19 protein-coding genes and 1 tRNA gene are annotated in these 26,691 nt (G+C 41.7%); 12 read left to right on the forward strand and 8 right to left on the reverse strand.

Features of this window, described 5'->3' with window-relative positions; genetic code table 11:
• Positions 1-17 precede the first annotated feature (17 nt).
• Positions 18-1,124 (reverse strand): sensor histidine kinase, encoded by a 1,107-nt coding sequence (locus H6G28_RS05025; RefSeq protein ID WP_190669377.1) that lies wholly within the window; start codon positions 1,122-1,124, stop codon positions 18-20.
• A gap of 411 nt (positions 1,125-1,535) precedes the next feature.
• Between H6G28_RS05025 and kdpA the strand changes: the two genes are divergently transcribed.
• The 4 genes from kdpA (at position 1,536) to kdpC (ending at position 6,649) form a co-directional block, all read left to right on the forward strand.
• Positions 1,536-3,281 (forward strand): potassium-transporting ATPase subunit KdpA, encoded by a 1,746-nt coding sequence (gene kdpA, locus H6G28_RS05030; RefSeq protein WP_190589671.1) that lies wholly within the window; start codon positions 1,536-1,538, stop codon positions 3,279-3,281.
• 53 nt (positions 3,282-3,334) lie between these two features.
• Positions 3,335-5,467, forward strand: coding sequence for a potassium-transporting ATPase subunit KdpB (kdpB, locus tag H6G28_RS05035; RefSeq protein WP_190669379.1), 2,133 nt, complete (start codon positions 3,335-3,337; stop codon positions 5,465-5,467).
• 286 nt (positions 5,468-5,753) lie between these two features.
• The gene (locus tag H6G28_RS05040) at positions 5,754-6,005 is read left to right on the forward strand and encodes a potassium-transporting ATPase subunit F (RefSeq protein WP_190669380.1); all 252 of its coding nucleotides are present in this window, start codon (positions 5,754-5,756) and stop codon (positions 6,003-6,005) included.
• On the forward strand, positions 6,005-6,649 hold the full coding sequence (gene kdpC / locus H6G28_RS05045; protein WP_190669385.1) for a K(+)-transporting ATPase subunit C: 645 nt from the start codon (positions 6,005-6,007) through the stop codon (positions 6,647-6,649). The genes H6G28_RS05040 and kdpC overlap by 1 nt, the downstream gene beginning before the upstream one ends.
• A gap of 297 nt (positions 6,650-6,946) precedes the next feature.
• Here kdpC and H6G28_RS05050 read toward each other — a convergent pair whose 3' ends face one another.
• On the reverse strand, positions 6,947-7,954 hold the full coding sequence (locus tag H6G28_RS05050; protein WP_190669387.1) for a ribonuclease T2 family protein: 1,008 nt from the start codon (positions 7,952-7,954) through the stop codon (positions 6,947-6,949).
• A 429-nt stretch (positions 7,955-8,383) separates the two neighbouring features.
• Between H6G28_RS05050 and H6G28_RS05055 the strand changes: the two genes are divergently transcribed.
• Together H6G28_RS05055 and H6G28_RS05060 are read left to right on the forward strand one after the other, a co-directional pair.
• On the forward strand, positions 8,384-10,330 hold the full coding sequence (locus H6G28_RS05055; RefSeq protein ID WP_190669389.1) for an APC family permease: 1,947 nt from the start codon (positions 8,384-8,386) through the stop codon (positions 10,328-10,330).
• A gap of 550 nt (positions 10,331-10,880) precedes the next feature.
• Positions 10,881-11,654, forward strand: a complete 774-nt coding sequence (locus H6G28_RS05060; RefSeq protein ID WP_190589660.1) for a hypothetical protein — start codon at positions 10,881-10,883, stop codon at positions 11,652-11,654.
• Between the two features lie 222 nt (positions 11,655-11,876).
• On the opposite strand, the gene H6G28_RS05065 is transcribed toward H6G28_RS05060, so the two are convergent.
• The 5 genes from H6G28_RS05065 to gshA form a co-directional block, all read right to left on the reverse strand.
• Positions 11,877-12,311: a SufE family protein gene (locus H6G28_RS05065; RefSeq protein ID WP_190589659.1), complete on the reverse strand. Its 435-nt coding sequence runs from the start codon at positions 12,309-12,311 to the stop codon at positions 11,877-11,879.
• 131 nt (positions 12,312-12,442) lie between these two features.
• Positions 12,443-12,516 (reverse strand) — tRNA-Met (locus tag H6G28_RS05070).
• A gap of 171 nt (positions 12,517-12,687) precedes the next feature.
• Positions 12,688-14,871 (reverse strand): peptidoglycan DD-metalloendopeptidase family protein, encoded by a 2,184-nt coding sequence (locus H6G28_RS05075; protein WP_190669391.1) that lies wholly within the window; start codon positions 14,869-14,871, stop codon positions 12,688-12,690.
• A 769-nt stretch (positions 14,872-15,640) separates the two neighbouring features.
• Entirely contained in the window at positions 15,641-16,102 is a 462-nt protein-coding gene (locus tag H6G28_RS05080) for a tRNA (cytidine(34)-2'-O)-methyltransferase (protein ID WP_190669393.1), read from the reverse strand.
• Positions 16,103-16,487: 385 nt separating this feature from the next.
• Positions 16,488-17,627: a glutamate--cysteine ligase gene (gene gshA / locus H6G28_RS05085; RefSeq protein ID WP_190669396.1), complete on the reverse strand. Its 1,140-nt coding sequence runs from the start codon at positions 17,625-17,627 to the stop codon at positions 16,488-16,490.
• Positions 17,628-19,036: 1,409 nt separating this feature from the next.
• Here gshA and H6G28_RS05090 point away from each other — a divergent pair.
• From H6G28_RS05090 to ctaD, 4 genes are all read left to right on the forward strand, one after another.
• Complete coding sequence (locus H6G28_RS05090) at positions 19,037-19,537, forward strand: DUF2231 domain-containing protein (RefSeq protein ID WP_190589655.1); 501 nt, start codon at positions 19,037-19,039, stop codon at positions 19,535-19,537.
• Complete coding sequence (locus H6G28_RS05095) at positions 19,534-20,139, forward strand: DUF2231 domain-containing protein (protein ID WP_190589654.1); 606 nt, start codon at positions 19,534-19,536, stop codon at positions 20,137-20,139. Before H6G28_RS05090 ends, H6G28_RS05095 begins: the two co-directional genes overlap by 4 nt.
• A 116-nt stretch (positions 20,140-20,255) precedes the next feature.
• A complete protein-coding gene (locus H6G28_RS05100) occupies positions 20,256-21,173 on the forward strand; it encodes a cytochrome c oxidase subunit II (RefSeq protein ID WP_190589653.1) in 918 nt (305 codons plus the stop codon).
• Positions 21,174-21,232: 59 nt separating this feature from the next.
• Complete coding sequence (gene ctaD, locus H6G28_RS05105) at positions 21,233-22,903, forward strand: cytochrome c oxidase subunit I (protein WP_190589652.1); 1,671 nt, start codon at positions 21,233-21,235, stop codon at positions 22,901-22,903.
• A gap of 70 nt (positions 22,904-22,973) precedes the next feature.
• On the opposite strand, the gene H6G28_RS05110 is transcribed toward ctaD, so the two are convergent.
• Positions 22,974-23,327 carry a four helix bundle protein gene (locus H6G28_RS05110; protein WP_190589651.1) on the reverse strand — a complete coding sequence of 118 codons (354 nt, stop codon included), beginning with the start codon at positions 23,325-23,327 and terminating at the stop codon, positions 22,974-22,976.
• 107 nt (positions 23,328-23,434) lie between these two features.
• On the opposite strand from H6G28_RS05110, the gene H6G28_RS05115 reads away from it, so the two are divergent.
• Both H6G28_RS05115 and H6G28_RS05120 read left to right on the forward strand, forming a co-directional pair.
• A complete protein-coding gene (locus H6G28_RS05115; protein WP_190589650.1) occupies positions 23,435-24,046 on the forward strand; it encodes a cytochrome c oxidase subunit 3 in 612 nt (203 codons plus the stop codon).
• 538 nt (positions 24,047-24,584) lie between these two features.
• Positions 24,585-26,663 (forward strand): cation:proton antiporter domain-containing protein, encoded by a 2,079-nt coding sequence (locus H6G28_RS05120; RefSeq protein ID WP_190669398.1) that lies wholly within the window; start codon positions 24,585-24,587, stop codon positions 26,661-26,663.
• The last annotated feature ends 28 nt before the right edge of the window (positions 26,664-26,691 follow it).

The raw sequence follows: 26,691 nt of genomic DNA on the forward strand, positions 1-26,691 counted from the left end.
TCGAGGTAACCGTGACTTCAGCCGCTAGGCGCAAGATGTGGATAAACAGGTAGTTTAAAAGCAAACACAGCACCAGTCGGCACTTTGTTTTCTGCCCAGATTATACCCCCGTGGGCTTCAATAATTTGCCGAGATAAATAAAGCCCTAAACCTGAGCCTTTGGCTTGACGGGTGCTATGTCCTTGATAAAATCTTTCAAATAAGTGAGAAAACTGTTCTGGTTGAATACCCGCACCCGTATCTAAAATTTTCACGACTTGATAAGAAGTTTGGGGTTCTAAAAAAACTTCCACCTTCCCACCACGGCGGGAATGATTAATAGCATTGACTAACAGATTATTAAACACACGATGCAGTTGCAACGCATCACCATACACCCACAATGATTGTCGCCAATTAGAATCACCATAACCGACCGACAGATGAACACGACGATTTGCCGCTAATTCCATCAAATCACCAGCCGCCTCCTCTGCCAAGATAGTTAAATCCACTGGTGCTAAGTCCAGTTTTAAACCTTCGGTATCGTTGCGATAAACATCTAAAAGCGTTTCTACCAATTGTAAGGAAGTTTGATGACTGCGTGCCATTGTTGATAAAACTTGTTGCTGCATTGGTACAACTGGGCCGAATTTTTCTTGTTGAAAAGCTTTGATAGTTTCAATTGCTCCTAACAACGGTGTTTTTAAATCATGAGTCAGCGTCGAAGCAAAATCTTCTCGTACCTTCACCAATTCCGCTTGCGATTCTAACTTGGCGCGAGTGAGAGCGATCGCCTCTTGAGAACGACGCAGGCGATCGCTTAAAATACCAGTCACAATCAAAGCCATCACTGCAATTAAGCGACTAGCGACCGTGGAGACTTTCACTAATTCATTTCCAGGTACAACCAAATTCAACAACGTCAAACACACCGCCACCAAAGTCGCTAAAAAAGTTGCCCTGCCACCAAACCAATAGTTTGTTAATAAAATTGCGCCTGTATAAAGATATCCAAAAACATATTCTGTTGGTGTTTTAAACTCCATCACCATCACACCAACAAATAGACACAATATAATAATAAATCTGCCTAATTCATAGCGTTGACTATTCTTTTGAGCTACAAATTTATCTGCGTTCATCGGCGTTCATCCTCTGCTATCGGCGGTTAATTCCTTGTTCCTGTATCCTCAACTGTGAGCATGGATATATTCAATATAGTACTAACGCAATAACTCTCTAAAACTCTTATAACTTCGTGTCCTTTGCGTCCTTTGCGGTTCGTTTTTTCTTAATTTTGCGTAAGTACTACAATATATATTCTTGATTAATACCTCATGACAATAGTTTATCTTCTCTGCGCTCTCTGCGTCTTGGCGGTTCGTTTATCATAAATTAACAGCGTTTAGAAACAAACTAAACGCTAGATATAGAAAAAAATAAACGCTGTATAAGTATAAATTTATATCCTCTATCCCTTGTTTTTCCCTCATAAAAAATCGATGATCTAAATTAATTCAATTAATTACAAATCGTCTAAATAATTAATATTTATGCTCCAAGGATGGATTCAAATTGGACTAACGCTACTGATTGTAGTAGCCATAACTCCATTTTTTGGGCGATATATGGCGCGTGTTTATCAAGAGCGCAGCACATTTCTCGACCCAATTTTAAACCCAATTGAACGCATACTTTACTCTTTAGTTGGCGTTCAGACTAAAGCAGAGATGACAGGCTGGCAATATGCCAGAGCCATTCTCTACAGCAATATCGTTATGGGTTTGCTCATATTCTTCATTCTCATGAATCAAGGATGGCTACCCTTTAACCCAACAAAAATCCCGGCACCAACTTGGGATACAGCCCTACACACAACAATTTCTTTTATTACTAACACTAACCAACAGCATTATTCTGGTGAAACATATTTGAGTTACGCCAGTCAAATGTGGGGGCTTGGTTATCACATGTTTACCTCAGCCGCCACGGGTTTAGCAGTGGGAATTGCCTTTATTCGTGGGTTAACAGGTAGACCATTAGGTAACTTTTATGTAGATTTAATTCGCTCAATTACGCGAATTTTATTACCTATTTGTATTGTTGGTGGAATTGCATTGATGGCGGCTGGTGTTCCCGAAACCTTAGCAGGGCCAGTTGTATTCCCCACCTTAGAAGATTCTAGTGTAAGTCAGGCGATCGCTCTCGGCCCCGTTGCCCATTTTGAAATCATCAAACAACTCGGAGAAAACGGCGGCGGCTTTTTTGCCATCAACTCAGCCCATCCCTTTGAAAATCCCAACGGATTTTCTAACTTAATTCAAATTGTGGCGATGTTATCAATTCCCACATCCTTGATTTATACCTACGGCTTATTTGCCAACAACACTAAACAAGCCTGGTTAGTTTACGGGATGGTGGGCGTAATTTACATCGTATTTATTATCATCACCGCCATTGGTGAATATAACGGCAACCCCGCAGTCAACGCACTCTTAGGTAGTACCCAACCCAACTTAGAAGGTAAAGAAGTCCGCTTCGGCTGGGCGCAGTCAGCCTTATTTGCCGTCAGTACCACCGGAACCATGTGCGGTGCAGTCAACAGTTTACATGACTCCTTTATGCCCAACGGTGGTTTTGTCACCCTCTCCAATATGTTTTTACAAATAATTTGGGGTGGACAAGGCACAGGTACAGCTTATTTATTTGCCTACCTCATCTTGGCAGTATTCGTCACAGGCTTAATGGTAGGACGCACACCAGAATTTCTCGGACGCAAAATCGAAAAGCGCGAGGTAGTACTAGCGAGTTTCTTGATTCTCCTAGTTCACCCCATCTCCATTATGATTCCTGCTGGTATTGCTTTAGCCTTCCCCGACCAACTAGCAGGAATCAGCAACCCTGGCTTTCATGGCTTTGCCCAAGTCCTTTATGAATATGCTTCGGCTGCGGCTAACAACGGTTCAGGCTTTGAAGGTTTAGGCGACTCCCAACCATCGCCCATCGCCATTGCAGCAGGCGCAAAAACCACAGCAACCGCCCTCTGGTGGAACCTCAGCACTTGCTTCAGCCTCCTCGCCGGACGCTATATTCCCATCATCGGCTTACTCTTACTCGCCGATAGTATGTCTCGCAAACCCCAAGTCCCTTTCACCGTTGGCACATTACGCACCGACACCGGACTATTTACAGGCGTAACCGCAGGCGTAATTTTAATTCTCGGCGCACTCACATTCTTTCCCGTCCTCGCCTTCGGCCCCATCGGTGAAGCCTTCTGGATAGCCAAAGGTATCGGCTAAGACAATACTCCTTTGCGCCTCCGCGTCTCTGCGTGAAAACATTCACTCTCTCTATGAAAACCAACACAACACCTCGTCTACCTCAAGGAACCCGTGACTCGCGCAAACATACCCCTAAATCAGATATGCGGGGACTCTACCAAAGAGCAATTAAAGAGTCATTTGTCAAACTCCACCCCAAAATAGCTGTTCGTAACCCAGTCATGTTTATCGTCTGGGTAGGAACAATTGTTACCTTTCTCGTTACCCTCGACCCCAATTTATTCGGCACAATTCAAGCAGATGTTAATCAACAACGCTTATTAAACGGTTTAATTACACTTATTCTGTTCTTCACCGTTGTCTTTGCCAACTTTGCCGAAGCCGTAGCCGAAGGACGCGGTAAAGCCCAGGCTGATTCCTTGCGCTCCACCCGTTCTGATACCGTTGCGAGTAAAATTCTTCCTGATGGTTCAATTCAAACAGTTAATTCTACAGAACTGCGACGTGGCGATTTAGTCAAAGTCGTAGCTAATAACATGATTCCCGCCGATGGCGAAGTGATTCAAGGTCTTGGTTCTGTAGATGAGTCAGCCATCACCGGAGAATCAGCCCCAGTACTCAAACAACCAGGTACAGATATTGCCAGTTCAGTTACAGGCGGTACGCGCTTGCTTTCTGATGAATTAACAATTCGGATTACTGCTGATCCTGGTAAGGGTTTTATTGACCGCATGATTGCCTTGGTAGAAGGCGCAGAACGCACCAAAACACCTAACGAAATTGCCTTAACGGTACTGTTAGCAGTATTAACCCAAGTCTTTTTAATTGTGGTGGCAACAATGCCGCCCTTTGTTAACTTTATTGCTAACTTTATCAGTACCATATTTGGTGCGGAAGCCGGTAACAGCTTACGGGCTGGTGCGAGTGTGGCGATTTTGATTTCATTATTAGTTGCTTTGATACCAACAACCATCGGTGGTTTACTCAGTGCGATCGGCATTGCAGGGATGGATAGAGTAGCGCAATTTAACGTGATTGCCACCTCTGGACGCGCCGTCGAAGCCTGTGGTGATATTAATACCCTAGTGCTAGATAAAACAGGTACAATCACCTTGGGCAACCGGATGGCGGATGAGTTTATCCCTGTCAACAGTTACACCATTGAAGATGTCGCCAGAGTTGCCCATGCTGCCAGTGTATTTGATGAAACACCAGAAGGGAGATCAATTGTCAAACTGGCAGATACTTATCGAGTGGGTGTAGATTTCGATATCAACCAAGCAGAAGGTGTAGAATTTTCTGCCAAAACCCGGATGAGTGGGACAAATCTCCCCAACGGTAAGCAAGTCCGTAAAGGGGCGGTAGATGCCATTAAAAGCTTTGTTCGCTCTCGTGGAGGCAAGATTGCTAGTGATGTTGATGCAGCTTATGAGCGAGTTTCGCGGTTAGGCGGTACACCCTTAGCCGTTTGTCAAGATGACCAAATTTTTGGGGTTATCTATCTCAAAGATATTGTTAAACCTGGTTTACGCGAAAGATTCGACCAACTCCGGCGGATGGGTGTCAAGACAATTATGCTCACAGGTGATAACCGCATTACTGCTGGTGTGATTGCTCAAGAAGCTGGTGTTGATGATTTTATCGCTGAAGCCACACCAGAAGACAAAATTGGTGTAATTCGTGCCGAACAATCTCAAGGTAAGTTAGTAGCGATGACCGGAGATGGTACTAATGATGCACCCGCATTAGCTCAAGCCAACGTGGGTTTAGCCATGAACTCTGGGACACAAGCTGCAAAAGAAGCCGCCAACATGGTGGATTTAGATTCTGACCCCACCAAGTTAATTGATTTGGTAACTATTGGTAAACAGTTATTAATTACCCGTGGGGCGTTAACTACTTTTTCTATTGCCAATGATATTGCTAAGTATTTCGCCATTATTCCCACTATCTTTGCGGCGGCGGGAATTGGCGCACTCAACATTATGGGATTGAAATGCGCCCAATCAGCAATTATCTCAGCCCTAATTTACAACGCCCTAATTATTCCGGTACTGATTCCTTTAGCACTAACGGGAGTCAAATTCCGTCCCCTGACAGCAGATCAATTATTAAGACGCAACATTTTCATTTATGGTTTGGGTGGAATTGTTGCACCTTTTATTGCCATCAAATTAATTGATGTCATCCTACCTTTGTCTTGATCAGAGGGAGTAGGGAGTAGGGAGTGGAGAGTAGGGAATGTGATGTTTATGTATAGCATTTCCTCGTCTGTTGAGAGACCATTTATAGCAATCATAAATCATTTGTGAAACTTTCTCTCTTCTTTTTATTCTCTTTCTTTGTGTCCTTTGCGTCCTTTGCGGTTCGTTTCCATATCTATGTTTTTCACGACTCCTACACGGATTGCTATATCTATTTCCATCTGCTTCCATCTTTCTTGTACCTCACCATCATAAGAACCACTATATTTTTGAGTGGAATAGTTGTATGCAATCTTTTCGTTTACCTCAAATATTGACAGAAATAATTGATTTTACTGCTGATTACCGCATTCCAAAACTGCCTTTGTATATATTTTTGGGAATGTGTTTAAACATCGTGCTTGCGCCTGTTGTTTATGCTGCCACCGGAGAAAGTTTTTCCCATGTTCAAGCTTGGTCACTAGGTCTGTTAGGACTAGTAACTTTGAGCCTTTCTACTTATTTATTTTTTGTTATGTTTGTCCCGGAGAAATTCTAATGAGTTTTGCACGCGAAGTTAACAGAGCCATTCGTTCTACTTTAGTTCTTTGGATAATTGGCGCTATTATCTATCCCTTGACGATGATTAGTATTGGACAGATTATTTTGCCATTTCAAGTCAATGGTAGTCTGATAAAAAATAGCCAAGGTCAAGTAATTGGCTCTAGTTTAATTGGTCAACCTTTCACTTCCGAAAGATACTTTAATAGTCGTCCTAGTACCACCAGTTACAGTACTGCTGACCCAAAAAAAGATGATGCTGGAGTATTAAAAACAGGGGTTTCTGGAGCGAGTAATTTAGCACCAAGTAATTCAGCATTAATTGAACGTATCAAAGGTAAAGATGATCCTGACCCCAGCCAACGTGTTGAAGGTGATTTAAATCGGTTAAAAAAAGCAGGTATTCAACCTACTGCCGATTTAGTTTACACTTCTGGTTCTAGCCTCGACCCCCACATTACCCCGGAAGCTGCCAAAGCACAAGTTAACCGTGTAGCCAAAGCGCGAGGACTACAACCCCAACAGTTAGAAACTTTGATTGCTCAAAATACCGATGGTCGCTTTTTGGGAATTTTTGGTGAACCGGGAGTTAATGTTTTGAAATTGAACTTAGCTTTGGATGCTTTGAAATCTTCAAGGTAGTCAGATTTTATAAAAATATTCATGGGAGCATCCCACTTTTTTATATGTCATTGCGAGGAACGAAGCAATCGCAAAATACTCCCATTCTGAACGAGTCCATGAGATTGCTTCGTCGTTCCTCCTCTCTGCGAGACGCTACGCGTAGCTTGCTTCTCCGAAGGAGTACGCAAAGACAATTATCCTCTATATTAAAAATAAAAACTGGGATGCACCCAACATTAATTTAATGAGGCGATCGCACCTACTAAATTTGGTTGCGATCGCCTCATTATTTTATACTTAACCCAACGACTTTAATTAACTACGTGCATCATCAATTAAGCAAGCCTGAAACTTTTCTTGCTTGGCTTTTGGGCTATTGATTAGCAAGTCACTAATTAAAGTGTTAGGTGTAATATCACCTCTGAGGTTAAGCCACAGTTCACCTAATACAGCATTGGTGCATTTAACCTCTGTCTTATCTCCAGCATCAGCAACAAGAGATGACAAGGCTTGATCGATTTCCTTGAGAGTAAGTTGGCGACCAATATTACTCGCTACTAATGCTTGAATTGGTGATTTGTTTAAGACATCAAGCAAAGCAATGGCTTCAGTGAAATATTCCTCTGCTGTGCCTTGATAGCAAGTACCATGCTTAATCCATTCATGTCTTTGCAAGTTAGAAGCGGTTCCTGGCATTACTGCTTGTAGCTTTGTCCAAGTTTCTGGTGAAAGTTCTTTCTCTACAGCTGGCAACTTTGACCAATCACTAGTTTTATCAAAATTGATATCACTTTGACTGACTCCACAGTAAATATTAGATGCTGGCTGAGGCCACAAACCATGTAAAACGAAGTGAGTAGCTTCGGGACGGTCTGGGTGTTGTGCTAAATTTTTACACTCAGCTTTGTCGGGTTTGCTTTCACAAAAAGCAGGTTGCCAACTTACTGCTAGTAAATAGTCATTACCCACAGCTACAGGAATTACAGGAGGGATGTTTCCTGTAGTATCAGTAGATACACCATTAGAACTAACGCAACTAATAGCAACCCAACGCTGAGAAGGGCTGGCACCAGCAATTTCCAGCAGGTAGTGAGTCGGGTTATCCTTATTTTGATCAACGATTTGATAAGTTTGTCCCGGCTGTAATCTGACATCACCAGGGTTTGTGCCTTTTTTAATCGAGCTTACGGCTTCACAAGCATCAACAGCCGTGGTGAATTGACCTGCTGAGGAACTTACAGCTAGAGCCGGAGAAGACCATAAAAGACACGAAAATGCTAACAAAACTACTAACGCCAGCCTTTGTTTGAGCGATCGCAGCATAGAATACTCCTTATATCCATACCTAAATATTCATAGGCGCAAAATGTTTTTCCTGATTTTAGTTAGTAATACGCTTGTAGTATTTTTTGTCTCTAAAATCGGCTCCATTATAAGCGCATACAAAGAAAATCTATAAGTGGTAATACTTAAATTAAAATAAAATCATTAACTCTATATATAGTGTTGAGTTGCTGGATTAGATGACAAATTAAAGAATTTAGAGTTTTATTACTGTGTAAAAATATTAGCCACGATTACTTATTCTTGATTGTGCATCTGAGTTAATCTGGCTAACTTATTTCTGGAAATTCCTAATGTAAAAACTTGTTGTTCTTTAGTCCTTGAGTGTATTTGTAGTTCAAAATTTTGAATAAAACTTCTAAACTTCAGGAACTCAAACCCGCGACTTTTGTAACAAAATTCAATTTGATGGTTAAATCAATGTTTTCAACAAAACGGCTCAATAGACGGTTTATGCGTTGGCTACTGGCAGAAAACCGCCGAGAGAAGGAAGGGCCTTACCATAAAGAAGAAGCACACCGCCAGCATCCTTGGTGGCAGGTTATGTGCTTGACGGGTGTAGACTATTTTTCTACCCTTGGTTATCAACCGGGAATTGCTGCCTTAGCGGCTGGTGCGCTTTCTCCTATTGCTACCTTCATTTTGGTTTTATTGACACTTTTTGGTGCATTGCCAATTTACCGCCGCATTGCTGCTAAAAGCCCACATGGTGAAGGTTCGATTGCGATGTTGGAGCATTTATTATCTTGGTGGCAAGGCAAATTACTGGTATTGTGTCTACTTGGCTTTGTGGCAACCGACTTTATTATTACTATTACTCTGTCGGCGGCTGATGCCACAGCCCATATCATCGAAAATCCCCTAACACCACATTTGCTGCACAGTCAAGGTATTGCTATTACACTCATATTAGTTGCTTTACTGGGTGCAGTTTTCTTGAGAGGTTTTAAAGAAGCAATTGGGATTGCAGTATTTTTAGTGGCAGTTTATCTGCTGTTGAATTTGATTGTAATTGGCATTGGTTTATATCAGATAGTAATTCACCCAGAAGCGATCGCCAATTGGCAAACGGCACTTTTCGCGCGAAATAACAATTTCTTTGTCCTCATCGGCTTGGCTGTCTTGTTATTTCCTCGCTTGGCTTTGGGTTTATCTGGATTTGAAACTGGTGTTACCGTGATGCCCTTAGTTCAAGGTGGTAGTAACGATACCCCAGAAATGCCCAGAGGCAGAATCCGCAATACCCGCAAGCTACTAACGGCTGCGGCGGTAATTATGAGCTTCTTTTTGCTCACCAGCAGTCTTGTCACTACAGTTTTAATTCCAGCCGCAGAATTTGCCACAGGCGGAAAAGCCAATGGACGCGCCCTGGCTTATCTGGCACATCTTTATTTAGGCAATGGCTTTGGTACAATTTACGATTTAAGCACTATTTCTATTCTGTGGTTTGCTGGGGCATCAGCAATGGCAGGACTACTAAATATTGTGCCACGTTACTTACCACGCTATGGAATGGCACCGAGTTGGGCGTTATTGAATCGCCCACTTGTATTAGTATATACAAGCATTGCCTTCGTAGTTACAATTATTTTCCAAGCTAATGTCGAAGCGCAGGGTGGTGCTTATGCTACAGGTGTGTTGGTATTAATTAGTTCTGCTGCCTTTGCTGTGACTTTATCAGCCCACCGACACAATTCCAGACAGGGGCGAATTGTTTTTGCTTTGATTACCCTGGTCTTTATCTATACAACAATTGTCAATATCATTGAGCGACCAGAAGGGATTAAAATTGCGGCGTTCTTCATTGGTACAATCATTGTAACTTCCCTGGTTTCCCGTGTTTGGCGCTCAACGGAACTGCGAGTAGAACAAATAGAAGTTGATGAAAATGCCCGTGAATTTATTGCCGAAGAAAGTCAAGGCGCAATTAGAATCATTGCTAATCGCTTAAATGTAGGCAATGAACAAGAATATTTATTAAAAGAAAAAGAGGTACGGGAAGACAACCACATTCCGCCTACAGATCCGGTGCTGTTTTTAGAGATTTTGGTATCTGATGCGTCAGATTTTACTGATGTGATTAGAGTCAAAGGCGTAAAAGTTGGGGATTATCGAATTTTACGGGCGGAAAGTGCCGCAGTTCCAAATGCGATCGCTGCTTTGTTGCTTTACATTCGTGACCAAACTGGTAAAATTCCTCACGCCTACTTCGGTTGGGTAGAAGGAAATCCCATCCAGTACTTACTAAGGTTTATCTTGTTTGGTGAAGGTGACATTGCTGTAGTTACCCGTGAAGTTCTACGTCGCGCTGAAAAAAATTCCCACAGGCGACCGGGGATTCATGTTGGTGGGTAATATATGAACAGCAGGGACAAGGGAGACAAGGAAGATAAGGGAGACAAGGGAGATAACCCGGATTTCTCACCACACCTTTCAAAGCCTGTGCAGGGGAGCAGGGGAGCAGGGGAGCAGGGGAGAATGAAGGTACTCTCTCCCCTGCCCTTCCGCACCTCTGCCCCTCTGCCCCATCAAACGCCTGAAGCTTGTGAGAAATGCGGGATAAGTAGATGTGCAGTTAGTCAAACTATCACATAGATTCTGGTTAATATTCAGCCATAACAGTGATATGTGGCTGATGCAGTAAGACGAAAATCAAGGGTTTCAGCGTGTAGGGGTGTATGTCTGCAAAACCCTTACACCCCATACCCTAAAACCCGAAACCCAGTCTCCCCAGACAATCTTTGTGCATAATTCCTACGATAGTTTGACGGGAGTAAGAATTTTTTTCTAGTACTAATGCTTATCCATACAAAATGTGCAAATAGTTAAACCAGCACAATCATTTTGTCTAACCGTCTAGCCACCGCCATGATGAAGATGATAGTTTCAGTGGAGACAGGGCAAGATGTATATTAATCTTTTTATCAGTTCTATCTTAGGAATTTTCACTACATTACTGTTAGCATTTGGCGTGTTGCAATGGTTTCATATCCCTGCTGGTAACTTTCTTGATTGGATAATTGGCGGTGCAAGTTTTTGGTGGTTGTTAGTAATTGTAACTGTCCCTTGGAATGTCCATTTTCAAGCTAAAGAAGTTTTAGCAGAAGCAGCACAATCTTCTGAAAAAGGCATTCCTGTAGATGAAAAACAAATCAAATATGTGCAATTATTAGCCAAGCGATCGCTGTGGCTGGCTATTGCTTTACATATATTTTCTGCCATTGGACTTTACATTCTCGCCGCCACGGGAATTAGTGCGGTAGGTTATATCAGTTCCGGTGCAGCTTTATTATTAACAATTTTGCGTCCCGCTATTCGCGCTTACGAATATTTATATGCAAGGCTAACTATGATTAGCCAAGAATGGAAATATCCCCGCGAAGATATTTATGAACTGCGTAATCGTTTCTCGGAATTAGAACAAAAAGTCCAATATATACAAGAACAACTCAACCCAGAAGAATCATATTCTTTACCAGCTACCCAACAGCGTTTTGCTGACGAAACTCGCAAAGAACTGTCCAGAATTTTAGCGAATTTAGAAGAATTACGCGCCACAAATCAAACAGAACATGAACGTTTAGCCAGAGAAGCCAGAAATGCGATCGCGCAACTTTCCACTGACGGACAATTTCTCGATCATGTCCGCGAAATTATCCGCTTTTTCAAAACAGCTTAGTTAACAGGACGGTTGAGATGGGTGTCAGGGTGTCAGGGTTTAAGGGCTTTGAATACATATAATACAATACGGTTCAGTTAAGAGAATAGTAGGTTGGGTGTAGCGATAGCGTAACCCAACAAAGTCTTGAAAATGTTGGGTTCCGTTCCTCCACCCAACCTACACCAGTCTGTGAAAGCATCCTCAAAACTAGTCTGTTTACTCAGCACTCAGCACTTTCTCTTATTGTTCTAACTTACATTCCAATGCCTTCTTTTGCATGGTTTTAAATATGTTGTAAAAACCGTTAGCGCGGGAAGGTGTCAAACTCACATTTAAACCAGTTTCTTGAATAAAATCTGGTGTTAATTGGACAATTTCTGTAGGACTTAGCCCGTTTAATCCTTCAATTAACAGCGCCACTAGCCCCTTAGTTAACTGAGAATCAGATTCTCCTTGAAATACCACTTTTCCATCATTTAAGGCGGCGGTAACATACACCTGAGACACACAACCAGGAACTTTATTTTCTGGTACTTTATCAGCTTCGGGAAACTCTGGAAGTTTTTGGGCATACCAGATCAGTTGTTCATAACGCCGCTTCGGATCAGATGCACGTTGAAAGCGTTGGACGATTTTAGCCAAAGCAGGTGGTAAAGAATCTAAACTAGAAGACATAACAGAAGCTGTAAATAATTCGGTCTCACCTTGAGTTTAAATTATCTGGTGGGCGATCGCGTTCACTATGAGCAAGTTAATCACTCAACTCTGTAAACCAGAGATTCTGAGTTAGATATCTACTTTTTAAATGGCTCAGGTCGGATTTGAACCAACGACCCCAGGCTTATGAGTCCCGTGCTCTAACCAACTGAGCTACTGAGCCAAACAGTTCCACATTAATTCTTAATATAGCATACACAGTTGTTGATGGCTAGTCTGTTAGGCAATTAATTTCCATCCACAAGCTACTTTAGCAGTTCACCCATCCAAGCAAAAGAGGGATAAAAACTCCCTCTTCTGACAAGAAAATAACTGGGTTGGATGCAGACAAGAACTAAATGCGGTTTTGTTGTGGTAGGAAGGCAATTGGGTTAACTGCGCCCTTACCTGATGGATGAATTTCAAAGTGAGTGTGTGGCCCAGTACTGAAACCAGTGCTACCCATTAAAGCAATAGTTTCGCCTTGACGCACTTGCTGACCGGCACGCACCAGAATCTTGCTGTTATGACCATAGCGGGTCATACTGCCATCAGGGTGACGAATATCCACGAGATTACCGTAACCACCTCTATTCCAGCCAGCTTTTTCAATCACACCATCAGCCGAGGCATAAACTGGTGTACCAGTTGCGTTAGCAACGTCAATACCTTTGTGCATTCTTCCCCAGCGCCAACCGTAGCCAGAGGTAAATACACCTTTGGCTGGCCAAATATAAGCTACAGAGGAGGTAGAAGGCGGAGGAATGGTCTCATCAATTGGTTTGGGCAAGTATTGATCTACTGCTGCCAAAGGTGGCAATTGTGGCGATACTTTAGTTCCCCGCATTCTTCTAGGAGAATCAGCCGCATTGATTCCAATGGGTGGTACTGTTACCCTAGCGCGATTAGGTAAGAACTCTGGGTTAATTGGCTCGTCAGTAGTGCTGCGAATAGCACTAAATTCGGGCTTAACTGGTTGAGCGTTGTAGCTAGGTAAAATTGGTGTTGGAACAGGGATGGGTACAGCAAAGGTCTTATTTCCAGAGACTGGCTTAGTAACTGCTAAGTTGTTAGGAACAGCTACAGGAACTGGAATCGAAATGCTGTTTTTGTCTGTATCAGTAATCGCTTGGGCAACTACATTACCAGTATTACCAGACTCTTGATTGCGGTATTTTTGCTGTAGTCTTTGAATTTCAGCCTGCAAACTCTGAAGACGCTCGTTGTTTCTGCCTCTTGCTACTCTTTGAGTTTGGCTACCTGACTGTAATTCAGTAAAGACTTTGGGTACGGGAGTATCACCACCTACACCGTTAACAGTATTTGTCTGTGTTTGGTTATTTGTTGCTGTGTTTGGTTTGACAGTGTTGTTGTTGACAAAAACTGGTGAAACTGGTGCTAAAGGTACGTTAGGGTTACTGCTGGCAGTGTTAACAGGTACACCAGCAATTTTGACATTGTTGGTCAACTGTACATTAGGCTGATTAACGGCCACAGGTATGGAAATTGCACCATTACGGTTAGCATTTGCCGATGGCAGTATGATTTTTTGATTGATTTTGAGCTGATTGGGATTGCTGATATTGTTGAGTTTGGCTAGTTCTGCAACCGTGGTGTTGTATCGGTTAGCGATCGCAGCTAGAGTATCTCCTGGCTTAACTTCGTAAGCAGTACCAGTATCCGTTGGTGCGGTAATTTGTGGTGTAGCAGGTACAGATGTTGTTGCTAGTGGCTGTACCGATTCACTTGGGAGTTTTGGTTGCTTAACTTCAGGAAAGAACTTGGTTTTGTCTTCATCAACCAATCCAGGTAACTGTTGCCCAACTTCTTGACTGATGCTTTGAGGTGGTAATTTCTCTGCTACAACTACCTCTTGCTTCAATGCAGGAGTTTTGGCTAAATTTTTTGACTCCCCAGACCGTAACTCCGCCAGACTTGCTCTTAAACGGTTCGATTTTGCTTGTAAGTTATATAAGGCAAATTCTTGCTGTGCTTTTAATTTAGCTTTGACTTCATCGTTAGCAGCTTTGATCTCAGATGCGTCGTTAGCTGTTAGATTTTCCTGTGCTTCGCTATCTTTGGCATTTTTCTCGGCTGCTGTTTGGGCAACATTCTCTGGTGTTGGAACTTCCACAGGCATTCCATTTGCTGCCACTTGCAATTTAGCTTCAAGCCCAGGCAACTGAGAAATTGCTGTTGGTTCCACAATGACAGGATTTTCTGGCATGGTTGCTGCGGAGACTAGTTGGCTCTCCAGCGTCGCGGGAACAAACTTCATTTCAGTGTCAGGAGCAACAGGCAAGTTTGAGGCTACTTTTTGGCTGCCTACAGGTGCTGCTGCTTGAGCTTGATCGCTTTGTCGAGTCACGAAAAGGCTGGTCGCTCCAACTGAAATAGCCAAGCCAATCATGGCTGCTTGTGTGCTAACTCGACGATTAGCCTTGGAATTTACCACACTTAACTGCTCACTAGGGACACCATCATTGCTGGGGGTATTTTTCAGCACAGCTTTTACTCTTTTTTTCAATGCTCGTTTCAAAGACGACCTCCTATGATCACTAGCGCTTAACTGACCTCGATTTTGCAGTCGGAATACTAGTCAATGATTTAGATCACATCTGACGATAGACCTGGATCACATTCACCAGAGATACTTAGGCAAGATTAACCTGCTTCTCTGATTTAGACAAGTTTACACCTGTTAGCAGAACATAAAGTTGCTGTGCTTACTTGTCCGCTCCACTCCTCACACCCTAGAACTTTCGCTCTTTACATTATTCGCTGGGATTGGAAAGTTGATATTAGCCGAATCTGCTTTATATTGTCAGCAATTTTAGTTGCTATTTTTTTTTTAAAGCGATGCCTCCTGCTGTAAATATCTTCAAGGTTTTTTTTACCAATCCGTCTTCCCAACAGGAGACTTTACGTTGATTCTTCCCTAAAAGACAACCGTACAAACTCTCCAGTACTTTTGTCCTCCTGAAATATACCTATTCAGACAAAATAGTACAAATGCCTTATCCGTATGGATTTGCAGCCCTTTATTTTTGGAAATCAAATAAATCTAATTCATCAAAATCTATCATTCAAATTTGGTATATTTTCAAAATTAATATAGAAATTTCTTATATAAAACTTGTCTGGTGAACCCGTTTTTTAAGTTGTTTCACTGCTTTTTTAAAATTCAAAGTATAAAAAGTGCAATTATTTTTCGTTGGTGACAGAATTATTATCTGCTAGAAATGCCGTTGCAATTTGATTTTTAGGGTTACATGAGTATTTGTACTTATAGAAAGTCTGTTCAAACACTACATTAGATAACCGAGTTGTCGCCTGGCTTCAAACAGGCCAATGGCAACGCTGACTGACAGATTCAGGCTCCGAACCCCTGGCTCAAACATTGGAATATAAAGGGTTTTATCACAAATTGATAATGCTTCTGGTGACAAACCAGTGGTTTCGCTACCAAACAGTAACCAATCATTTGCATCAAACTGAAATTGAGTGTAATTACTACTTCCCCTCACAGAAAAACCCAGACATCTACCGCCGCGCTGTTGATGAAAGTCTTGAAAAACTGCCAGGGATTCATGATAGTGGAGTTTGACATAAGGCCAATAATCTAAACCGGCTCGTTTGAGGTAGCGATCGCTAATTTCAAAGCCCAAAGGCCCCACTAAATGTAATTCTGTACCTGTTGCTGCACAAGTACGCGCTATATTGCCTGTATTAGGGGGAATTTGCGGATTGACTAAAACAACTTGGGGCATCTGCTATGGAACTGCGCTTTTGTATAAAAAGTTATATTGACAATAAAAAATCTACCAAAAGGTAGAGGTTATCTATAGGTTTTCTTAATAACCATTTTGTAGTTTACATCGATTAGTTTTTTAAAACAAAAAAATTGCTACATTTTCTCAGAATTTTTGGAAAATGTATCTGACTAACTGGCCAATACAACTATTTTGTCCTTAAAAAACTAGAAACCAGACCCAAACTCATTCTTTGGCTATTTTTTGGAAAATCTATCGGATGTATGAAACCATTAACGATGGTTTTGGGCTAGTGGGATTTTCCTGGCTGGGTATTTGTCATTAGTCATTTGTCCTTGGTATTTACAAATGACTAATGGGATTGAATCACCTGAAGTTATCTTTATGCCAGTAAGGAAGAACACAATTTATGTTCTAGTTCCATTTCTCGTTCTTTTGTCGCCACAATTGCCTGAGAAATAACGCGCTGACAGTCAAAACCGACGCTATGAAGTTGTAGCCATTGCTGGGCTTCATTGCCTTCACGGAGAATTTTATGCAATGGTGACAAGAAACAGCTAAAGCCTTGTTGTTTAGCGATCGCCCAAACTTCTTGATATAGTTCCGCAATCCAATCTCTGGCTAAAATAATTCTGCCATCTTGCCAATGTTGTAGTTGAGCATCCAAACTGGCACTAGCGGCTGCTATTTCATTGTTAGTGGTCAGTGCAATTAATTCTTCTGGTGATAATTTACTGTTAGTTAAAGGATCTAAATCTGGGTTATTAATTATCTGCAATAAACGTGCTTCTAACAATGCGGTAATTGCGAGTAAAGCAATGGGGTCTGTGACTAAATCACAAATTCGCAATTCCAGACGATTGAGATCATAAGGGCGGCGATCGCCATTTGGTCTAACCGATACCCATAAATGCCGGACATTTTGCATTGTTCCAGCTAATAACTGCTCTTCTACCCATTGAATATGATGGGCATGGCTGGTAAATAATGGTACGTAGGCGGGAGTTTGGGGAAATAAACCCCAACGAGTCGAGTGATAGCCAGTGGTTTGACCATTGAAAAAGGGTGATGAAGCACTCAGGGCCAGAAATAAGGGTGCTTCTAAGCGAATAAATCGACAAGCCCGCATTAATGTTTCTGGGTCGCTAATACCTACATTAATGTGTACGCTGGCAGTGACGACATTTGTGCCGTAGGTCTGCTCAATATAATCATGATAGGGATTGCTGGGGTCAGAACGAAAGAAGCGATCGCCCCCACTTAAAGACAAAGTACTTCCAGGTATCAAAGTGTAGTTACCCAAACGCTGGAGGTATTTGCGTAATTCTCGACGCGGACTTAGTAAAGCACACAACAGATTTTCGTAACTTGTGGATGGCTTTGTTATGTATTCCACGTTGCGACTGTCTGGTTCTCGCATAAACCCATTTAAGTCCGCAACAATCTTATCGGAGAGACCAACAATTTCACCTTGAGGTGTGCCAGTGTACATCTCAATCTCAAAGCCCTTTAGCAGTACCACTTAATTCTCCTTGGCTCTCCCAGCCTTTTAATTGTATCGAATTAGACTATTTTTTGGTTTAAACTTGCCGTTCTGGAAACGTTAAGAATCTTTTAGCAGAAGATGAACCACGGTAAACGATTTGTTTCATCCCTTAGTAATTACTTAAAATAAAAGTATCAATTTTATTTCTATCTTGGTATGGAGATTCACATACTACATTAGGGTGAAAAAACCGTACTTGATTTTCTACCTTATTTGCAAGTTGAACTGAGTAATTACACAATAGAGTAAATCTCGCCAGAGATAACTACTACCAACGATACATACTACTGGATAACCGACGCACAAAACTACTCAATAACGATAATTTTTAACACCGAGCTAATTAATTTTCAGGGCTTTTGACTTGTGCGCTAAGTGCCATTAATTTTACTTTATGACTTACGCAACAGTCATATTTTTTCTGTAGAGTGTGTGACGCAACAAAAGTATTTGAACGTAGTAATGAAGCTTATAGCGTCACGCACCAATGCTTAATTTTGACACTTGCATCAGTCCGGTTACTTTTTACTCAGCACTCAGAACTTTTTCGGTAATACTTGTCATACTGAGGGGTAAAAATTAACGTGCTAAAATTTCCACTCAGGTTTTTGCCAGAATTTAGATATGGAACTAATATTTTGATTTGGGAAATATAAGTAGGATGTGTTAGCGACAGTGTAACGCATCTAGCACAAATTTTTAGGTGCGTTACGGCTTAAGCCTAACACACCCTACATATACTGAGCGAGTCAAGATTAACGTGCTAAAATTTCCACTCAGGTTTTTGCCAGAATTTAGATATATAAGCTTTGCTTTTAATGCAAATAAAAATCAAGAAAATAGTAGATATTGCGATGAGTTTTTTATTTTAATATATTATTTATTATTTTTCTGCTTATTGATAACTTATGAGAAAAAATCTTATGTTAATTGGATTACAAACAAATATTTGATAATTGTGCAGAATCATATATACAAAGATTTTTCTATATGTAATATCTAAAAACAAAAGGTAGATAAGCTACATTATCATAATAGTTTTTCTGTTAAAGCCGGGATTTTTATAGCTTTCTATTATTTTTTTTGACAATTACTAAAAAAATCCTTAAGCTAATAGATAGATGGCCAACTATCAACCAAATAACTCCGATTTTGTGAGGTAAATTCAAAATCGTTGTTATAAAGTATCAGCATGAACAAATGAATTGAACTGAATCATTGACGATAAATAGTAACTTCAACAAATTGAGCTTAAACAAAGCTAATGCCTGATTTACTGGATGGCGCTACGCAGTTTTGAAAATCATCCATTCAGGTAGGAATGTTTGTAGTGATGGTCATGCTTGTCTGTTAAACATGAAACTTTGGCTAAGGTGCAGGAAACTATGCTTGATTTTTTTACATCGTTGAACGACCATAATCTACCCTATCCAGATACGCTACATCCCATTGTTGTTCACTTTGTAATTGCAATGGTATTGTTTGCATTTTTCTGTGACTTAGTAGGTTATTTTACTGGCAAGGCTCGCTTATTTGAGGTGAGTTGGTGGAATATGTTTGTTGCTACGATCGCCATTTTCGTAGCGATTATTTTTGGACAATTTGAAGCTGGTTTAGCCCAGCCTTACGACGTAGCTAAATCAGTTTTAAATATTCATACCCTGATTGGTTGGTCACTGTCTGGCCTCATCGCCACAATTACCGCCTGGCGCTATGTACTTCGTTCGCGTAACCCGCAAAAATTACCAGTTCATTATTTAGCCGTGGGATTTGTCTTAGTGGCAATTGTCGGCTTGCAAGTTTATTTAGGTGATGAATTGGTTTGGGTATATGGATTGCACACAGTACCAGTTGTTGAAGCTGTTAAGGATGGGATGCTGCCATGAATTCAGAACTAATTAATCAATTAAACGTAGAAATAGGCGCGAACGGATTACCTTACACTCTGCCTATTCACCCAAATTTGGTGCATCTGACCATTGGTCTATTCATCATTGGTATTACCTTTGATATCGTCGGTGTTTTGTTCCCCATGCAAAAATGGGTGTTCAAATTTTTGGCAATTACTGTTGAACGAGCCAACTTCTTTGATGTGGGTTGGTACAACATGGTTGCGGCAACTGCCATCACCTTTTTTACTGTAGCTGCTGGCTTTTACGAAATGTTCTTAGCCTCTCCACCAACAGATATCAAGAGTGCATGGGGAATGCCAGCAATGGAAACCATGCTGTGGCACGGTATTGGTGGTGTTGTCCTCCTCGCTTTATTTGTTGGGATGACCATGTGGAGAGGATGGCAACGCTTTTCTTGGAGTAAGGATTACGACGTAGAAGTGCAGTGGAGCTATTTATTTGCGGGAGTCGCAATTATGTTTTTGATGTTCCTGCACGGCACATTAGGAGCGCAGTTAGCTGCTGAATTTGGCGTTCACAACACCGCAGATAGACTACTGAAATTAGGCGAAGACCTGAACACAATGCTCAAATAACTTTTGTCATTCGTCCTTTGTTTTTTGTCATTTGTTAATGACTAATGACCAATACTTCGGCTTCGCTCAGTACAAGTGACCAATGACTAATGACTCATGACTCATGACCAAAACCCATGAAACTCTCAAAGATTTTAAGTGTATTAACATTAATTACTGGTGCGATCGCAATTAGCATCACCAGTATCTGGATAGGTAAACAAGCCTATTCCTGGCTACCTCCCCAAGCGGCGGCCGAATCTCATCTGATTGACGATTTGATTAGTTTTTTGGTGACATTAGGTGCATTTATTTTTCTGGGTGTCACCAGCACTTTGATGTATTCTGTGATTTTCCATCGTGCTGAAAAAGGCGACCTCAGCGATGGCCCCCACATTGAAGGTAACGTCACTTTGGAAGTTGTCTGGACAGCCATCCCCATTATGTTAGTACTGTGGATTGCTGGCTATAGCTCCCAAGTTTACGAACAAATGGGTATTCAAGGCCCCACCCAACTAGTGCATTTGCATAACCCCGTGGGGATGGAATCAGCTTATGCTGCACCCCAAGAAGGTGTAATCAGTGAACCTGTAGAAAAAATTGATGTCATCGCCAAACAATGGGCGTGGGTATTTCATTACCCTGAAAAAGATGTTACCAGTACCGAATTGCATTTACCAAGCGATCGCCGCGTGCGTTTAGCACTGCAATCAGAAGACGTACTGCATGGCTTTTATATCCCAGCATTCCGCCTCAAACAAGACATCATTCCCAACCATACCATCGACTTTGAATTTACCCCCATTCGCCAGGGTCAATATCACCTCACCGACTCCCAATATAGCGGCACTTACTTTGCCACCATGCAGGCAAACGTAGTTGTGGAATCTGACGAAGACTATCACAAATGGTTGGCTAAAATCGCCACACACAAACTCTCCCCCGCCAATAACCAAGCTGCTTCTGAATACGCCCAAACAGCCAATGAACCCGTGAAAAATGGTTGGGATACCGTCGTACCCGCCGCACCTCCTTTGGTTAATTATTCCGGTTGACAGCAAACTAATTCCCTGCACCCTCAAATCCTTCACACCCCTGTTTCTTCAAAAGAACAATGACTAACATCCCTATTGATGGTCTCAACCTACCGGTTGGGAAACCACACCACGAAACCCCAGGAGGCTGGAAACAATATTTCAGCTTTAGCACCGACCACAAAGTCATCGGTATTCAATACCTTGTTACTTCCTTTTTCTTCTTTCTCATCGGCGGTATCTTCGCCATGATTCTCCGGGGAGAATTAATCACCCCCGAAGCCGACTTAATTGACCGCACCGTATATAACGGTATGTTCACCATGCACGGCACAGTCATGCTGTTCTTGTGGACATTTCCCTCACTAGTAGGTTTTGCTAACTACCTCGTCCCCTTAATGATTGGGGCGCGAGACATGGCCTTTCCCCGCCTCAACGCCGTCGCCTTTTGGATGGTTCCCGTAGTCGGGATTTTGTTGATGTCCAGCTTTTTTGTCCCTGGTGGCCCTGCCCAAGCAGGTTGGTGGGCTTATCCTCCCGTCAGTTTGCAAAATCCCACAGGCCACTTGATTAACGGTCAAGTTTTGTGGCTGTTGGCAGTCGCCATCTCTGGTGTCTCCTCAATTATGGGTGCTGTCAACTTTGTGACCACCATCGTCAAGATGCGTGCGCCCGGTATGACCTTCTTTCGGATGCCTTTGTTTGTCTGGGCAGTCCTCAGCGCCCAAATCATCCAATTGTTTGGTTTACCAGCCCTGACAGCAGGCGCAGTCATGTTGTTACTTGACCTCACCGTTGGTACTGGCTTTTTCAACCCCAGCAACGGCGGCAACCCAGTCATGTTCCAGCATTACTTCTGGTTCTATTCTCACCCGGCTGTGTATGTGATTATCTTGCCAGTTTTCGGTATCTTCTCCGAAATCTTCCCTGTCTACTCTCGCAAACCTTTATTCGGTTACAAAGTCGTTGCGATTTCATCACTGTTAATTGCCGTCGTCAGCGCCATTGTTTGGGTACACCACATGTATGTCAGTGGTACTCCTGCTTGGATGCGGTTGATTTTCATGTTAACCACCATGTTTGTGTCTGTACCGACTGGTATTAAGGTATTTGCTTGGGTAGCGACAATTTGGGGTGGTAAGTTGCGCCTCAATACACCCATGTTATTTGCCTTGGGTGGATTAATCATGTTTGTCTTTGCTGGCATCACAGGGATTATGTTGTCTTCTGTACCTGTGGATGTTCACGTTAACAATACCTATTTTGTCGTGGGACACTTCCACTACGTCCTTTTCGGTACAGTGACAATGGGCTTGTATGCTGCTATTTATCACTGGTTCCCCAAAATGACCGGGCGGATGTACTACGAAGGCTGGGGTAAATTACATTTCTGGTTGTCATTTATTGGTACTAACCTCAACTTCTTACCCATGCACCCACTAGGTCTGCAAGGGATGTTACGCCGGGTTTCTTCCTACGCGCCAGAGTATGAACAGTGGAATATCGTTGCCAGTCTGGGTGCATTTTTGTTAGGTATGTCTACCTTGCCATTCATCTTCAACATGGTGATTTCTTGGATGCAAGGCGAAAAAGCACCTGATAACCCTTGGCGGGCAATTGGTTTAGAGTGGTTAGTTTCTTCACCACCACCTGTTGAGAACTTTGAAGAAATTCCTGTAGTCATCTCTGAACCTTACGGTTACGGCAAATCAGAACCTTTGGTAGCAGAAGAGAAGGGTGTAGGGGTGTAAGGGTATAGGGGTGTAGGGAATTAACACCCCTTAAACCCTTACACACTTAAACCCTCAAACCCTCACACCCCTATTTCTCTAACGAACGAATCAGGAAAAACAATAACTTCCCAACTGATTCGCATTGATTAACGACAGGAATAATAATTTGTGATGAGGCTAGTTCAACACGAATAGATAATAACAAATGTGTTTCTAGCTCTTTGAGGGAACCTTGGGCGATGTATAAAAATTGAATATACTCGCCACATGTTCTTCTTCCATAACCTTCAGCAATATTAGCTGGAATTGATGACGCATCTCTACGAATTTGAGCAATCATTCCATAAGTTTCTTCTTTGGGAAATGCTTTTGTTGCTTTGTAACACAATTCAGCAACATTCATGGCTTCTTGCCAAACTTTCAAATCTCGATAAGACTGCATTAACTGTTCTGATATTTAGTGCTACTTCGTTTTACTCCACAGTCAATGGAAGTGCCTAGCAGTTTTTACACCCATATACCCTCACACCCTTACACCCTCAGATCCCTATGGACAGTTCTCTAGATTCCTATCAGTTGCAGAATCACTCTCATCATAGCGGTGAGCATGGACATGACGAAGAAGGCAATAAAATGTTTGGTTTTATTGTTTTCTTACTGTCGGAAAGTGTGATTTTCTTGAGTTTTTTCGCCGGCTATATTGTCTATAAGTTGACAACTCCTAATTGGCTACCGGCTGGTGTGGAAGGATTAGAAGTTAGAGAACCAGCAATTAATACTGTTGTGTTGGTTGCGAGTAGCTTTGTAATTTATTTGGCAGAACGCGCCCTACAACGTCAAAACTTATCAGGTTTTCGGATGTATCTGCTGGCAACAATGGCAATGGGCAGTTACTTCTTAGCCGGACAAGCTATTGAATGGAGTCACCTAGCTTTTGGTTTCACTTCTGGAACTTTTGGCGGGATGTTCTACCTGTTAACTGGGTTCCACGGTTTACACGTTTTAACAGGTATTTTGTTGCAATTAATGATTTTGATTCGTTCTTTCATTCCAGGTAATTACGAATCTGGCCACTTTGGTGTGAATGCTACTTCACTATTTTGGCACTTTGTGGATGTGATTTGGATTGTCTTGTTTGTTCTGCTTTACATTTGGCAGTAAATATTAAGTTTGTCTAAAAACAAAGCAAATTTTCAGGGGAAGAGTAACATAACTCATCTTTTCCTCTGTTTTTCATTTTGAGATATTTTCAAAGAGTAATAATTCAGCACTCAGGAGCCAGAATTCAGAATTTATAGCGTTTACTAGTTGAATGAAGGACGAATCTATCTGCGTCCATCTGCGTTTATCTGCGGTTAATTATTTTTGTCTGTATCTTGCTAGGTTAAGAAAGGCTATAAAAGTACTTCAGTTAAGAGAATAGTAAGGTTGGATGTAGCAATAGCGTAACCCAACATTCACGCATACTCTGTTGGGTTCCGTTCCTCCACCCAACCTACACCTATAGATTTTGATTCCTGAATTCTTACCTCAAAAGCATTTTATGACTTGGAAGAAAATTATGTCACTCTATCTGTGTATAGATGTGAAAAAGTCTCTTTTCAAGATAAAACTTGAAAGGCTGAATGTAGAAAATTGAATTTTACTGAGCTAAAAATTCTCAACAGATACAACTTCCCCAAAAATATTTAATTTACAAATGGCAATCCAATCTTTAGTCGCCAGCCCAATTATTGCATTTACTATTCTGCTCACAGTCATTTTTACTGTACCACCGATATTTGAAAAATTGCGATTGCCGGGATTGGTGGGTTTGCTAGTAGCAGGTGTTATTTTAGGAGAAAATGGTTTAAAGTTACTTAATTCCGAATCTGACACCATCAAACTGCTATCGGATATTGGCAAGATTTATTTGATGTTTGTTGCAGGTTTAGAAATTGACTTAGAGCAGTTTCGCAAAACTAGAAATCGTTCTATTGGATTTGGGGCTCTGACTTTTTTAGTGCCGTTAATAGCTGGTGTTTTAGTTGGGCGGTTATTTAATTTTGGTTGGAATTCTGCTTTTCTGATTGGTTCTTTGCTGGCATCCCATACTTTATTGGCTTATCCAATTGTTAGTCGGTTGGGTGTGGTCACAAATGAAGCGGTGACTGTAACAATTGGCGCAACAATTTTTACTGATACAGGTGCTTTGTTGGTATTAGCCATTTGTGTGGGGATTCATGGTGGAGAATTTACAGCCTTGAGTTTAGCCACACTTTTGGGTGGATTAGCTATTTATGCGGTTGTGGTTTTGTTTGGTTTTGACTGGGCTGGTAAGGAATTTTTTCGGCGTTCGGGAGATGAACAAAGTAATCAGTTTTTATTTATTTTACTAGCATTATTCTTGGCTTCTGTGGGAGCGCAAGTGATTGGAGTTGAGAAAATTGTTGGGGCATTTTTAGCAGGTTTAGCTGTTAATGATGTTTTAGGACGTAGCCCAGTTAAAGAGAAAATTGAGTTTATTGGGAGTGTTTTATTTATCCCATGTTTCTTTGTCGATATGGGGTTGCTGATTGATATCCCAGCATTTCTCAAGACTCTAAGTTCGGTTTGGTTGACTGTGGTCATCGTCATAGCTTTAATTAGCAGTAAATTTATTGCGGCATTTTTAGCAAAATTATTTTATCGCTACAATACGGCAGAAATGCTCACAATGTGGTCGTTATCTCTACCGCAGGTAGCAGCTACATTAGCGGCGGCATTAGTGGCTTATCAAACTGTTAACTCTGCTGGGGAAAGGTTAATCAGTGAAGGTGTTTTAAATAGTGTGATTGTTTTGATGCTGGTGACTGCTATTTTAGGGCCAGTAATTACTTCTAGGTTTGCCACAGCTTTACAAGTTAGTGATGCAGATTTAGAAACAGATAGTCTGGCAACTTGGTGGGAAAGTCCTGAAACTGAGGTAGAAGAAAAACCACATCAATTTACTGTAGTAGTGCCGATTTACAATCCTCAAACCCAGCGTTATTTAATAGAAATGGCGGCATTATTGGCGCGTCATGAAGGGGGGAGAATTGTCCCATTAGCGATTACTAAAGCTTTGATTCAGATGGATGATCCGCAATTGGTGACGGCGCTAGACCAAAGTCAAAAAAGATTGAAGATGGCGCAAGAAATCAGTCAAGAATTTGATGTGGAAGTATCACCAGCAATTCGTATTGATGATGATGCAGCTTTGGGAATTAGTCGTGCGAGTCGAGAACGCAATGCGAATTTAGTGGTGATGGGTTGGTCACAAACAACAGGGTTTCGCGCTCGTTTGTTTGGGAGTGTGATTGATAGTGTGTTTTGGTCTTCACATTGTCCCGTGGCGGTGACACGTTTATTGAGTAGTCCAACCAGTATCCAAAGAATTCTGGTACCCGTTGGTGATTTGACGCGACAAACTATTGGTGCTGTTAGGTTCGCACAAATTGTAGCTGATGTGAATCAGGCAGAGGTGGTATTGTTGCATGTGAGCGATCGCAAAACGCCCCCATCTGTAGTAGAAAAATTTACATCACAATTATCTGAAATTACAGCAAAAGGTCAGTTACAGGTGAAAACTAACATCCAAACAGTTAAAGGCGATGATGTCGCTAGAGTAATTATTCGAGAAGCTCAAGCCTTTGATTTAGCAGTGTTGCGTTCTGTGCGCTATCGCACCGCCGGCGGTTTAGGTGTGAGTCAAGTAACAACCCAAATTTTGAAAGAATTGAAATGCTCAATTGTATTACTAGGAGAGCCTCACTCATAAGCTCTGCTCAATCTAAATACAGCGTATC

The sequence above is a fragment of the Nostoc sp. FACHB-190 genome (assembly GCF_014696905.1).
Classification (GTDB): Bacteria; Cyanobacteriota; Cyanobacteriia; order Cyanobacteriales; family Nostocaceae; genus Nostoc_B.

Coding starts and splice junctions, on each gene's coding strand:
- H6G28_RS05090 (WP_190589655.1), top strand. CDS start 19,037: ATGCTTGATTTTTTTACATCGTTGAACGACCATAATCTACCCTATCCA.
- H6G28_RS05120 (WP_190669398.1), top strand. CDS start 24,585: ATGGCAATCCAATCTTTAGTCGCCAGCCCAATTATTGCATTTACTATT.
- H6G28_RS05100 (WP_190589653.1), top strand. CDS start 20,256: ATGAAACTCTCAAAGATTTTAAGTGTATTAACATTAATTACTGGTGCG.
- H6G28_RS05065 (WP_190589659.1), bottom strand. CDS start 12,311: ATGTCTTCTAGTTTAGATTCTTTACCACCTGCTTTGGCTAAAATCGTC.
- H6G28_RS05095 (WP_190589654.1), top strand. CDS start 19,534: ATGAATTCAGAACTAATTAATCAATTAAACGTAGAAATAGGCGCGAAC.
- H6G28_RS05025 (WP_190669377.1), bottom strand. CDS start 1,124: ATGAACGCAGATAAATTTGTAGCTCAAAAGAATAGTCAACGCTATGAA.
- kdpA (WP_190589671.1), top strand. CDS start 1,536: ATGCTCCAAGGATGGATTCAAATTGGACTAACGCTACTGATTGTAGTA.
- H6G28_RS05040 (WP_190669380.1), top strand. CDS start 5,754: ATGCAATCTTTTCGTTTACCTCAAATATTGACAGAAATAATTGATTTT.
- ctaD (WP_190589652.1), top strand. CDS start 21,233: ATGACTAACATCCCTATTGATGGTCTCAACCTACCGGTTGGGAAACCA.
- H6G28_RS05115 (WP_190589650.1), top strand. CDS start 23,435: ATGGACAGTTCTCTAGATTCCTATCAGTTGCAGAATCACTCTCATCAT.
- H6G28_RS05060 (WP_190589660.1), top strand. CDS start 10,881: ATGTATATTAATCTTTTTATCAGTTCTATCTTAGGAATTTTCACTACA.
- H6G28_RS05050 (WP_190669387.1), bottom strand. CDS start 7,954: ATGCTGCGATCGCTCAAACAAAGGCTGGCGTTAGTAGTTTTGTTAGCA.
- kdpB (WP_190669379.1), top strand. CDS start 3,335: ATGAAAACCAACACAACACCTCGTCTACCTCAAGGAACCCGTGACTCG.
- H6G28_RS05110 (WP_190589651.1), bottom strand. CDS start 23,327: ATGCAGTCTTATCGAGATTTGAAAGTTTGGCAAGAAGCCATGAATGTT.
- kdpC (WP_190669385.1), top strand. CDS start 6,005: ATGAGTTTTGCACGCGAAGTTAACAGAGCCATTCGTTCTACTTTAGTT.
- H6G28_RS05080 (WP_190669393.1), bottom strand. CDS start 16,102: ATGCCCCAAGTTGTTTTAGTCAATCCGCAAATTCCCCCTAATACAGGC.
- H6G28_RS05055 (WP_190669389.1), top strand. CDS start 8,384: ATGGTTAAATCAATGTTTTCAACAAAACGGCTCAATAGACGGTTTATG.